Below are 12,220 nucleotides of genomic sequence, written 5' to 3' on the forward strand. Positions count from 1 at the left end.
AACAGACACCTATAAGGCCATTCTGCAAACGCTGGATCACAAAAAGAAAGCCCTGCCAGGAAGGCAGGGCTGAGGTTGATGACAAAGTCGCCTTCTGACCCGAGATACCCGGGCCTAGCGCACCGAGGGGCGCTCCGACGGCTTACGCCGTTACGACCCCATCGGCACGCTCTCCCTAATAACGGGGTTTGTCAGCAGTCTGAGCCCTGCCAGGAAGGCCGGGCTTCGTCAGGGTTATACGCTGATCAGTCACATTGGACTTTAATCGCCAGACCACCGCGTGATGTTTCACGGTATTTAGCGTTCATATCTTTGCCGGTTTCGTACATGGTTTCGATCACTTTATCCAAAGACACACGTGGTTCACTGGTACGTCGCAATGCCATACGCGCTGAATTGATCGCTTTCACGGATGCGATTGCATTGCGTTCGATACAGGGAACTTGCACCTGGCCAGCTACCGGGTCGCAGGTCAGGCCCAGATTATGTTCCATACCGATCTCAGCGGCTATGCAAACCTGCTCAGGACTACCGCCTAACAGTTCTGCCAGACCCGCTGCGGCCATCGAGCAAGCAACGCCCACTTCGCCCTGGCAGCCAACTTCAGCGCCAGAGATAGAGGCATTCATCTTATATAATGCCCCGATAGCACCGCATGCCATAAAGTAGCGAATGTAAATGTCTGGGCTGACGGATTCGATAAAGTGATCGTAATACGCCAATACAGCAGGAACGATCCCGCAGGCACCGTTTGTTGGTGCGGTAACCACGCGGCCACCCGCGGCGTTTTCTTCATTTACTGCGAGTGCGAACATATTGACCCAGTCGATCACATTCATTGGGTCATTAGACAATTTATCAGAGGAGACCAACAGGCGACGCAATGCCGAAGCGCGGCGCGGTACTCGCAGTGGCCCCGGCAGGACGCCTTCGGTATTCAGGCCACGATCGATACAGGCACGCATGGTTTGCCAAATGTCACTGAAATAAGTTTCGATTTCCTGCTTGCTGTGCAGTGCCAGTTCGTTTTGCATCACCATCCCGGACAAGGAAAGACCGGTAGTACGGCAGTTTGCCAACATCTCGCTCGCAGAATGGAAGGGATAGGGGACAATGACCTCACTACTATCTGCTTTGCCGAAGTGTTCCTCATCAACGATAAATCCGCCACCTATTGAGTAATAGGTCTTAGTGTAAATTTGCTTATCCCCGGCAAAAGCGTGGATTTGCATGCCGTTTTCGTGCAGTGGCAGATTGTCGCTACGGAAAACCATGCCGCCGTCGCGAGGGAAGTCGACTTCATGTCGCCCACTGGCCAGCATTAGGCGCTGGCGTTGCTCAACATCGCGAATGAACGCAGGAATACCGTCGATATCGACAGTATCCGGCATGTTGCCAGCCAAGCCGAGAATGATGGCAATGTCAGTGTGGTGGCCTTTACCGGTCAATGAAAGTGAGCCATATACGTCAACGGCAACACGCGTGACAGAAGACAGTAGGCCTTCATGTACCAGATCGTCGACAAACTGTTTACCGGCTTTCATTGGTCCTACCGTATGAGAACTCGATGGGCCGATGCCGATCTTAAACATGTCGAAAATGCTAATCACGCTAAACTCCTTAAAAGAGACATATTGTTATGACTGCGCGTTGAAGATGCGCAGGGTACTGCAATGGCGTAAAAGAGCCCTGTGGCTTTTTTCGCATGAAAAAATTCGTGGTACAACTTATGCTCTGGATAGTGCCAAAAAGAGGCAATCCAAGGTGCTTTAAATCGACCCAGTTCCTATGGTGGCAATCTGTCACCATACCGGTAAGCAGCGCTGGATTTAACCCTATAGCGTTAGCGGTTTATTCCGGGTCAAGGTATTTTACAGGTATTTAGTAATGTTGAAGAGAGAGATTTCAGTTTTTTAAAAGACTGATTGCAAGAAAGGTAGGTGAAAAAGCATTTCTGTTAAGTGATAACGATCGCTTAACACATAAATAGGCCATTGCTCCGGGGAGTAATGTGATGAATGTCACAATTAAATACTCACCTGTTGTGCGAGCCGCCGGATAATTGCTGCGGTAAGCCCCCAAACAAACTGGCTCTGATACCAGGAAAGATAAAGTCGATGCGTGTGACCACTGCGGTGTATATCCAATGGGTAATAACGTGAGAGCGAAAGCGCTTCATACAGCGGCATTTCAAATACTTCAGCAACTTCATCTTCATTGGCGTGAAATTCGATATCTGCCGGGATCAAACCCACGACAGGCGTGACCTTGAAACCGGTATTACTGTCTAGTGGTGCCAGTTGACCGAGTATTTTTACCGCATGCGCAGGAATGGCTACCTCCTCCTGCGCTTCCCGTAGGGCCGTCGCGATTGGCGAAAGGTCGTCATGATCGGTTTTTCCTCCAGGGAAGGCGACCTGCCCTGCATGCTTACGCAATGAATCGGCCCGACGAGTAAGCAGCAAGGTAGGTTCCGGCCTGCAGATAATCGGGATCAGTACCGCCGCCGGGCGGACGTTATAAGAGAGCTGCGCAGCCTGTGGCAACTGTAACTGAAAACGGCTGATAAAATCAGCCAGCGAAGGTGGGTAAGACTGATGGCTCACGAAACGGTAAACTCCCCCAATTGCGGCAAGATACGGCCCAACTTATCAAATGTTTCCTGATATTCGGCCTGTTCCTGACTGTCGGCTACGATCCCGCCGCCAGCTGAACAGAAAATGTGTCCATCTTCGGTGGTTAGGGTTCGTATGGTGATATTGGTATCCATGGTACCGCAGAAACTGATATAGCCAATGCTGCCGCAATAGGCGTTGCGTCGTTGCGGTTCAAGCTCCTCAATAATCTCCATGGCACGTACTTTGGGTGCCCCTGTGATTGAACCCCCTGGGAAGCAGGCGCGCAAAAGTTCAGTAGCGGGTGTAGCACTGGGAAGCGTCGCCGTAATGGTACTTACCAGGTGATGCACTGCCGGAAATGGTTCGACCTTAAACAGGTCGGGAACACGCACGCTGCCAGGTTGCGCGACTCGGCCTATATCATTACGCAACAAATCAACGATCATTAGGTTCTCGGCCCGATCTTTCGCCGAGTTGGCAAGTTTCTCTGCCTGCTCAGCATCCAGGTTGGCATCGGCAAGGCGCGGCAGAGTGCCTTTTATCGGCCGGGTTTGGATCTGCTGGTTTTCCAACCACAGGAACCGTTCCGGCGATACGCTCAGCACACAGTTTTGTGCAAAGCGCAGGAAAGCCGAGAACGGTGCGCGGTTGCTGGCACTGAGTTGAAGGAATGCCTGCCACTCGTTCCCTTGATATGGGGCGGAAAAGCGTTGGGCCAAATTGATCTGATAGCAGTCGCCGCTGAGAAGATATTCCTGGATACGGCGGAATTTCTCACCATATTGCTGGCGCGTCATGTTCGCCTGCCAGTTGCCGGTCAAGCTAAAGGCTTTAACCTGCTGGGCTTGTTGCTGGTTAAGCCACTGCCAACGCTGTTCAACATCGTCATAACTGAGCAGTGTCAGCGTTTCTCGCTGATGATCGGCGATCAATGCCCAATCGTAAATCCCCACGGCCATATCCGGCAGCTTGATATCTGCCTGAGCGCGTTGCGGGAGTTTTTCTACTCGTCTGCCCAAGTCATAACCGAATAGCCCGAGCGCTCCACCCTGGAAAGGCAGATCGCTATTCGATAATGGGGATAAGTTCATGGCATCGAGTTGTTGTTGCAACAATAGGAAAGGATCATCCTGTGAACAATGCCGGAGATCATTGCGCTGAATTTCGGTATCGGAACAGCAAGTTGTCAGCGTGATGCGTGGTTCTGCCACTAGGATATCGAAGCGGCTATGGGAATGCTCGGCAAATCCTGAATGCAGCAACATAGCCCAAGGGCTTTGCGCCAACGGGGCAAACAGCTCCAACACAGCAGTACGAGTATAAGGTAAAGATTTAATATTTGGCGTGGAGGCACTCATGATTATCAAAAAACCTGACTGAAACAGCGATGTTGGGCGGCTATTCTGCCATATTACGTGCGCAGACGCAGCCCGCAGAGAAAGAAGCAAGTTCAATACGGCACGAAAATATTGACGAGTTGCAGGTGGTAAGACAACAGACGTTGGGGTCCACGGGTTTAGAGCGTATAATCCGCGTCCACCTTTACTGGGGAGAAACACATGCTTGCAGGTATGCCGTCACTGAGCCACGAAGAACAGCAGGAAGCTGCTGAACGTATTCATCATCTTATGGAACAGGGGATGAGCAGTGGTGAAGCCATCGCGCTCGTCGCGCAGGAAATTCGTGAGAAACATCAAGGCGATCAAGTGACTGCCTTGTTCGATGATGAAGAGGATGAACAGGAAGATCAGGAAGAACCAACAGAGTACCTGGACGAAGATTCGGAAGACGACGAAAATTATTGATGTTGTCGAGGGACGGCATGCCGTCCCTCGAGAATGTTATCCCTGCACTTTGACGGCAGCGGCGGCCTGCTTTGCTAACGTGACCGCTTGTTCTACATCTGTTGCGGTAGCCAGTGCAACGCCTAGGCGGCGTTTGCCACTGATGTCTGGTTTGCCGAATAAGCGTACCTGATTGTAACCTTGCAGAGCGGCGTCTAGTGCGCTGAAACGCACGTTATTGCTGGTGAGTTCTGGCAGGATCACCGCAGAAGCGGAAGGCCCAAATTGGCGGATAGCGTTGATTGGTAACCCGAGGAAAGCGCGAACATGCAGTGCGAACTCCGACAAATCCTGTGAAATCAGCGTGACCATCCCGGTATCGTGCGGGCGTGGAGAAACTTCACTGAAAATCACCTCATCGCCGCAGACAAACAGCTCTACACCGAACAAACCCAACCCGCCTAAGGCATTGACGACTTTTTCTGCGATTTCCTGTGCGCGGCCAAGCGCTAATTCAGACATCTGTTGCGGCTGCCAGGATTCGCGGTAGTCACCGTCTTCCTGACGATGGCCGATGGGGGCGCAGAAATGGATGCCATCAACGGCTTTGATCGTCAGCAGAGTGATCTCGAAATCAAATTTCACCAATCCTTCAACAATCACTCGCCCCCCCCCGGCGCGACCACCCTGCTGCGCGTAATGCCAAGAGGAACTCAACTGATGTTCTTCACGGATCAGGCTTTGCCCCTTGCCTGACGAACTCATGACAGGTTTGACGATACACGGATAACCAATTTCTGCCGCAGCTTGTCGGAAGTTCTCTTCGTTATCGGCAAAACGATAGCTTGAAGTAGGCAGCCCCAGGGTTTCGGCAGCCAGACGACGAATACCTTCACGATTCATAGTAAGACGCGTAGCCTCGGCGCATGGCACGACACGGTGACCTTGCTTTTCCAGCTCAACCAGCATGTTGGTTGCGATGGCTTCAATTTCTGGCACGATGTAGTCGGGACGTTCCTGTTCGATCAGGGCCTTCAGGGCATCGCCATCCAGCATATTGATAACATGGCAGCGGTGTGCAACATGCATGGCAGGGGCGTCGGCATAACGATCCACGGCAATTACTTCCAATCCTAAACGCTGGCATTCGATAGCAACTTCTTTACCCAGTTCACCTGAACCGAGCAGCATGACACGCGTGGCGGAAGGGCGCAGGGCGGTTCCAATCGTTAACATAGTTTCGTACCTGATTCTGAAAGAGTTAATTCGGTCTGACAACGAGTGCGCAGTATATGCGAAAACGATTGCGTGTGCAGCTGGCAGTACTTAAATCGAGGTGTGAACAGAAATCTGTTATCATCGGCGCCAGATCCGGCGCCTGCCCAATGGCCGCGCCACCTTTCCACTTGCCATATAAGAGTCATTGCCGTGAGCACAGTTTCCTTTTCTTCCCTGCCACTGCCAGCCGAACAGTTGGCCAACCTCAACGAACTGGGGTACGCCGAAATGACGCCGGTACAGGCCGCCGCGCTGCCCGCCATACTGAAAGGGCAAGACGTGCGTGCCAAAGCGAAAACCGGCAGCGGTAAGACAGCGGCGTTTGGCATTGGCCTGCTGGATAAAATCAATGTTACCCAAGTGGCCACACAGGCGCTGATCCTGTGCCCGACGCGTGAACTGGCCGACCAGGTAAGCAAAGAGTTGCGCCGCCTTGCCCGCTTTACGCAGAACATCAAGATATTGACCCTTTGTGGTGGCCAGCCGGTTGGGCCACAGCTCGACTCCCTGGTGCATGCTCCCCATATCGTTGTGGGGACGCCAGGCCGCGTGCAGGAGCATTTGCGCAAGAAAACCCTGGTACTGGATGAACTGAATGTGCTGGTGCTTGATGAGGCCGACCGCATGCTGGATATGGGCTTCGCGGACGACATCGATGACGTGATCAGCTATACGCCACCCACGCGCCAGACTTTGCTGTTTTCTGCCACTTATCCGGCTGGGATCGAACGCATCAGTGCCCGGGTGCAGCGTGAACCGCTGAATGTAGAAGTCGAGGAGGGGGATGATCAAACCAATATCGAGCAGCGTTTCTATGAAACCACGCGCGATCAACGTCCTGCACTTCTGGTTGCGGCACTGCGTCACTATCAGCCTTCCTCCTGCGTGGTATTTTGTAACACCAAGCGTGACTGTCAGAGCGTGTTTGAAGCGCTCGAAAGTCGTGACATCAGCGTGTTGGCGCTTCACGGCGATCTGGAACAGCGTGATAGGGACCAGGTATTGGTGCGTTTTGCCAATCGGAGTTGCCGTGTACTGGTGGCGACCGATGTTGCTGCTCGTGGGCTTGACATCAAAGAGTTGGCGTTAGTGGTCAACTACGAACTGTCGTTTGATCCGGAAGTGCATGTTCACCGCATTGGTCGCACGGGGCGTGCTGGTTTGAATGGGCTGGCCATCAGCCTGTGTACGCCACAGGAAATGGTACGTGTTCATGCCCTTGAGGACTATTTGCAGATGACCGCGAAGTGGGTACCGGTGTCTGAATTGAGCGGTGCACCAAACACCCCCCTTGAAGCGGAAATGGTCACGCTGTGCATTGACGGTGGCCGGAAGGCAAAAATTCGCCCAGGCGATATTCTTGGTGCATTGACCGGAGATGCTGGGCTGACTGCGGCAGAAGTGGGGAAGATCGACATGTTCCCGGTACACGCTTATGTGGCCATCCGCAAAGCCAGTGCGCGCAAGGCATTGCAACAGCTTCAGCAGGGAAAGATAAAAGGTAAGAGCTGCAAGGTAAGGTTATTGAAATAATAAGTTATGGATTGCTTGCAGCTCGGCTTGGAAGTACTTTATACTGTATAAAACTACAGTATTATCACCTTTGAGGAAACGTTCATGACTGTTGAAGTTAAATATGTAGTGGTCAGAAACGGTGAGGAAAAAATGACTTTCGCAAATAAGAAAGAAGCCGATGCCTACGACAAAATGCTTGACCTGGCTGATAGCCTGGGCGAGTGGTTGCAGCAAGCACCTGTTACGTTGGAAGAAGAACAGCGTGAAGGGCTAAGCCTTTTCCTGGCCGAACATAAAGACGTGCTATCTCAGATCTTGCGCGGTGCCGCTCCACAAGAAACGGTAAAAAAGCCGGTTAAAAGCAAAACTGATAAAACGGCTCCCACCCCGGAAGAAGACGCTGAGTCTGGAGAGCAGGCAGCCTGAGCCGTTGCATACTCAATGGGTTTCAAGTTGCAGGCAATTTTTGCTCCAGCAACTTGAAGTCACTTGGGTATATACCCAAAATAATTCGAGTTGCATGTAGGCGGCAAGTCTGAGAGTCGCCAGGAGCATAGCTCACTATGTGACTGGTGCGAACGGATGATGCCAACACCCATGCAACTTGAAGTATGAAGGGTATAGCAGATTGTTATATAAGGAGAGGTAATGTCCCGTGAAATCACTTTTTTCAGCCGCTTTGAGCAAGATATTCTGGCTGGGCGTAAAACCATCACTATCCGTGACGCCAGTGAATCTCATTTCGAGCCGGGTGAAGTATTACGCGTCAGCCGTAACGAAGACGGTGTGTTTTTCTGTTATATCGAGGTCAAGTCGGTAATGCCGGTACATCTTGATGCGTTAACTGAAGAACATGCGCGGCAAGAAAACATGACCCTCAACGAGTTGAAGCAGGTCATAGAAGAAATTTACCCTGGGTTGAAAGAATTGTTTGTTATTGATTTCAGCAAACGCTAATGCCTTATTGTCGAACATGACTTGAAATCCAGAAATGCCCCTGCATTCATAATTGTTTCACCGCAATGTTGCCAAGGTCGATGCCGTGGGGCCCGGCCTTTGATCTCAGCGACAATAATTTTCATCTTTCATACACTGATTTACAAATAATCTCATAATCTGAATCACGTCCGTTAATCTGGCCGCATAAGCTTGTTGGCCCCAATCTCAACTGTTTAAGAGGTGGCAATGAAAAGTAACTGGTTGCAACAGATCCAATCCGTGCTCGGTGATAAAGCCGGTTCGATGGGCGGTACTGAAGGTATAGCGAAGTTGTTGGCGCCCACTGCGTTAGGAGGCTTGGTCGGTGTTTTGTTGGCAAATAAATCCTCTCGCAAGATTGTAGGCAAATATGGCAAGAATGCACTGATCATTGGCGGCAGTGCAGCGATAGGCGCCGTACTGTGGAATAAGTACAAGCAACGTGTCAGAGAAGAGCAGCAAGAACCGCAATTTGTTGAGCAGAGCTCGCCAGTTGATTTGCGTGCCAAACGTCTGGTGCAAGCATTAGTGTTTGCAGCAAAGAGCGATGGTCATATAGATGCTGATGAAAAACGCGCAATTGACCATAGTCTTGAACAATTGCAGTTGGGGAGCGAGGCTCAAACGTGGGTACAGCAAGCCATAGAACAGCCGCTGAACCCTGAACTGATTGCACAAAGCGTGAAGAATGAAGATGAGGCGCTAGAGGTGTATTACCTGAGTTGCCTGGTCATTGATATTGACCATTTTATGGAACGTAGCTATCTCGATGCTCTGGCGCTGTCGTTGAAAATCCCGATGGATGTAAGACAAGGAATTGAAAGTGGCGTTAATGAGAAAAAACATCAATTGCTATAGCTAGGTAGCTTGTTAACCTAACGGGGTTCGTGTCACTCTTGCCTTAATCAATGTATGCGGATGATTTAGCAATGATGACACCTCCCAAGGCTGAAAAACGACCTTATCCGATCACCATTCACGGTGATACCCGTGTGGATGACTATTACTGGTTGCGTGATGACGAGCGCGCAGATCCCGAAATATTGCACTATCTTCAGGCCGAGAATGCCTACACAGAGGCACAGTTAAGCGAGCAACAACCGCTGCGTGAAGCCCTGTATCAGGAAATGGTAGCGCGCATTCCGCAGCAAGAGCACTCAGTGCCTTACGTCAAGCGAGGTTTTCGATATCAGACCCGCTATGAACCTGGCAACGAATATGCGGCGTATGTACGTCAACCTGAAGCCTCCAGTGAGCAATGGGAAACCTTGCTTGATGGCAATTCGCGCGCCGAAGGGCATGAGTTTTATACGCTTGGTGGCCTGGAGGTTAGCCCGGATAACCAACTTCTCGCTGTCGCAGAAGATTTTCTGTCGCGTCGTCAATACGAAATCCGCTTCAAAGACCTCGTGAATGATAGCTGGGCGGGAGAAGTGCTGGAAAATACTTCTGGCAATTTTGAATGGGCGAATGACTCAGCTACCGTTTATTATGTCCGTAAGCATGCCAAGACACTGCTTCCCTATCAGGTCTACCGGCACGTCATTGGGAGCGATCCGAAACAGGACGTGCTCATTTATGAAGAGCAGGATGATACCTTCTATGTCAGCCTTGAAAAGACCACATCTGAGCAATTTATCCTGATCCACCTTAGCAGCACGACGACATCGGAAATTCTTCTATTAGATGCAAACCGAGCCGATAGTTTGCCCCAGATGTTTGTCCCGCGTCGTAAAGATCACGAATACGCCATCGATCACTACCACCAGTATTTCTATATTCGCTCGAACAAAAACGGCAAGAACTTTGGCTTGTATCAATGCCAACTAGCTGATGAGACGCAATGGAAAGAACTGATCGCGCCGCGGACCGACGTCATGCTTGAAGGGTTTAGCCTTTTTCGCGACTGGCTGGTGGTGGAAGAACGTATTGCTGGACTGACACGGCTACGTCAAATTCATTGGCATAGCGGTGAAGAAAAAAGTATCGCCTTTGACGATCCTACTTATGTGACATGGCTGGCTTATAATCCCGATCCGGAAACTGCGCTACTACGTTACGGTTATTCGTCGATGACAACGCCAACAACGCTATATGAATTAAACCTGGATAGCGGTGAGCGTGAGCAACTCAAGCAGCAAGAAGTGAAAAATTTCACGGCGGAAGACTATCGTAGCGAGCGTGTTTGGGTGAAAGCGCGCGACGGTGAAGAGATACCGGTGTCATTGGTTTATCGAACCGATAGTTTTGTTCGAGGGGTGAATCCGTTGATGGTTTACGCCTATGGTTCTTATGGCAGCAGTATGGATCCGGCATTCAGTGCCAGCCGTCTTAGCCTTTTGGATCGTGGCGTTGTCTTCGCATTGGCGCATATCCGTGGTGGCGCTGAGTTGGGCCAGCTTTGGTATGAAGACGGCAAGTTATTAAAAAAACAGAATACCTTCAATGATTTTATTGACGTGACCCAAACACTGGTTGAACAGGGCTATGGTGATGCGCAGCGTGTATTTGCTATGGGGGGAAGTGCAGGTGGTTTACTGATGGGGGCGGTGATCAATCAGGCACCACAATTGTTTAAGGGGATTGTGGCTCAGGTACCTTTTGTTGATGTGTTGACCACCATGCTAGATGAGTCTATTCCGCTGACAACCGGTGAGTACGATGAATGGGGTAATCCGAACGACAAGGTTTACTACGACTATATCAAACAGTACAGCCCCTATGATCAGGTTAAGGCTCAGGACTATCCACATATGCTGGTGACTACCGGGCTACATGATTCGCAGGTTCAATACTGGGAACCTGCCAAATGGGTGGCGAAACTGCGTGAGCTGAAAACGGACGATCATAAACTGCTTTTGCATACCGACATGGATGCGGGACACGGCGGCAAGTCCGGTCGTTTCAAAGCCTATGAGGATATTGCGCTGGAGTACGCGTTTATTCTTTCCTTGGCCGAGTAGTTAAGAGCGCGGGTAGGCCACTGCCCGTGCCATTAGCCAATCAGATAATACGTTAGCGTGTGTTTCATATCCGGGCTAAGGTCGTCGATGGATTTCAGCATCCAACGTAAATAGCCCGGATCTTCCTGCGCTATACGCTCAATTTTTTGCCCACGGTATTTACCGAACTTAAATGTTTTTAGCAACACTGGCTGTTCGGTTATCTGTACCATCTGTTCAGGCGTCCAGCCGGAATCATGCATAATGCGCTGCAACAATGCCGCAGTAACATAACAATCATACAGTGCACGGTGTGGGTAAAGCGTAGTATCCGCAGGCAGTTGTACATCCAGATTCAGTGCATAGCGCAGGTATTGATTGCCATATTTGATTTCCGGGTAAAGCGTGCGTGCCAACTTAACGGTGCAAATCCAGGCACCCATCATTTCAGGTAGTACACCGCGGTCAAAAGCAGCATTGTGTGCCACATAGTATTCACTGCCTTGATAACGGCCAATGGCCACAGCGATGCGTGGCTTACCTTCGACCATTTGTTCAGTTATATGGTGTATCGCCATGGCATCCAGGCCGATCGGCCTATCTGGGCTTATCAAGTCGCTCATAGGGTTGGTTATTTGCCCGTCGATCACATCAACAGAGGCCACTTCTACCACTCCGCCTTCTAATCCGCAGGTTTCCGTATCTATAACACGTAATATCATGGTGCTCTCTGCCAACGGCTTTACTTTGATCACAGCCGTTAATATACCGCTAGTAACTCTCGCATGCTATTAACAGGCGCAAGCAGTCAAGATAGGCACTTTGGTGAAGCCAATAGGCCTTTGCGGGCAACAAAAAACCCGCCTCGGCGGGTTCAACTAAGGTTAGAAGTCTGTCTACTCACCAGACGTTTGCCCTTTTTTGGCGCGTTTGTTTGCGCGTTTCTCTGCTGGTGTTTTCAACGGCTTCTTCTTCGCATTTTTCTTGCTATCCATTCCCTTACTCATGATGGCCTCTCAGTTATCTATGATTGGGTCGATTGCCTGTCTATTAACCCCTCTGAGCCAACTATATGCAAGCTTCAATAACGGCATTGGTGCTAATG

General features: G+C 50.7%; 11 protein-coding genes. 6 read left to right on the forward strand and 5 right to left on the reverse strand.

All coding sequences use genetic code 11. The features are described from left to right. Positions 1 to 245: 245 nt before the first annotated feature. The 3 genes from sdaA to pabB all read right to left on the reverse strand — a co-directional run bounded on the left by sdaA (position 246) and on the right by pabB (position 3,976). Positions 246 to 1,610: an L-serine ammonia-lyase gene (sdaA, locus tag SAQUA_RS09935; RefSeq protein ID WP_380673079.1), complete on the reverse strand. Its 1,365-nt coding sequence runs from the start codon at positions 1,608 to 1,610 to the stop codon at positions 246 to 248. Between the two features lie 417 nt (positions 1,611 to 2,027). Then, on the reverse strand, positions 2,028 to 2,606 hold the full coding sequence (locus SAQUA_RS09940; RefSeq protein ID WP_380673081.1) for a CoA pyrophosphatase: 579 nt from the start codon (positions 2,604 to 2,606) through the stop codon (positions 2,028 to 2,030). Beyond that, positions 2,603 to 3,976, reverse strand: a complete 1,374-nt coding sequence (gene pabB / locus SAQUA_RS09945) for an aminodeoxychorismate synthase component 1 (protein ID WP_380673083.1) — start codon at positions 3,974 to 3,976, stop codon at positions 2,603 to 2,605. The genes SAQUA_RS09940 and pabB overlap by 4 nt, the downstream gene beginning before the upstream one ends. 201 nt (positions 3,977 to 4,177) lie before the next feature. On the opposite strand from pabB, the gene SAQUA_RS09950 reads away from it, so the two are divergent. After that, positions 4,178 to 4,423 (forward strand): YoaH family protein, encoded by a 246-nt coding sequence (locus tag SAQUA_RS09950; RefSeq protein WP_380673085.1) that lies wholly within the window; start codon positions 4,178 to 4,180, stop codon positions 4,421 to 4,423. Positions 4,424 to 4,459: 36 nt separating this feature from the next. Here SAQUA_RS09950 and purT read toward each other — a convergent pair whose 3' ends face one another. After that, positions 4,460 to 5,638, reverse strand: a complete 1,179-nt coding sequence (gene purT, locus SAQUA_RS09955) for a formate-dependent phosphoribosylglycinamide formyltransferase (protein WP_380673087.1) — start codon at positions 5,636 to 5,638, stop codon at positions 4,460 to 4,462. A 192-nt stretch (positions 5,639 to 5,830) separates the two neighbouring features. On the opposite strand from purT, the gene dbpA reads away from it, so the two are divergent. From dbpA to SAQUA_RS09980, 5 genes are all read left to right on the forward strand, one after another. Continuing rightward, entirely contained in the window at positions 5,831 to 7,213 is a 1,383-nt protein-coding gene (gene dbpA, locus SAQUA_RS09960; protein WP_380673089.1) for an ATP-dependent RNA helicase DbpA, read from the forward strand. Positions 7,214 to 7,297: 84 nt separating this feature from the next. Next, positions 7,298 to 7,621 carry a YebG family protein gene (locus SAQUA_RS09965; protein ID WP_380673091.1) on the forward strand — a complete coding sequence of 108 codons (324 nt, stop codon included), beginning with the start codon at positions 7,298 to 7,300 and terminating at the stop codon, positions 7,619 to 7,621. Positions 7,622 to 7,843: 222 nt separating this feature from the next. Continuing rightward, on the forward strand, positions 7,844 to 8,152 hold the full coding sequence (yqfB, locus tag SAQUA_RS09970; protein ID WP_380673093.1) for a N(4)-acetylcytidine aminohydrolase: 309 nt from the start codon (positions 7,844 to 7,846) through the stop codon (positions 8,150 to 8,152). Positions 8,153 to 8,380: 228 nt separating this feature from the next. Next, positions 8,381 to 9,031, forward strand: a complete 651-nt coding sequence (locus SAQUA_RS09975; RefSeq protein ID WP_380673095.1) for a tellurite resistance TerB family protein — start codon at positions 8,381 to 8,383, stop codon at positions 9,029 to 9,031. Between the two features lie 71 nt (positions 9,032 to 9,102). After that, positions 9,103 to 11,136, forward strand: coding sequence for a S9 family peptidase (locus SAQUA_RS09980; RefSeq protein WP_380673097.1), 2,034 nt, complete (start codon positions 9,103 to 9,105; stop codon positions 11,134 to 11,136). Positions 11,137 to 11,168: 32 nt separating this feature from the next. Here the strand turns inward: SAQUA_RS09980 and exoX are convergent, their stop codons facing one another. Continuing rightward, the gene (exoX, locus tag SAQUA_RS09985; RefSeq protein WP_380673099.1) at positions 11,169 to 11,837 is read right to left on the reverse strand and encodes an exodeoxyribonuclease X; all 669 of its coding nucleotides are present in this window, start codon (positions 11,835 to 11,837) and stop codon (positions 11,169 to 11,171) included. Positions 11,838 to 12,220: the final 383 nt, after the last annotated feature.

It is taken from the genome of Serratia aquatilis, assembly GCF_044865145.1.
GTDB lineage: Bacteria > Pseudomonadota > Gammaproteobacteria > Enterobacterales > Enterobacteriaceae > Chania > Chania aquatilis.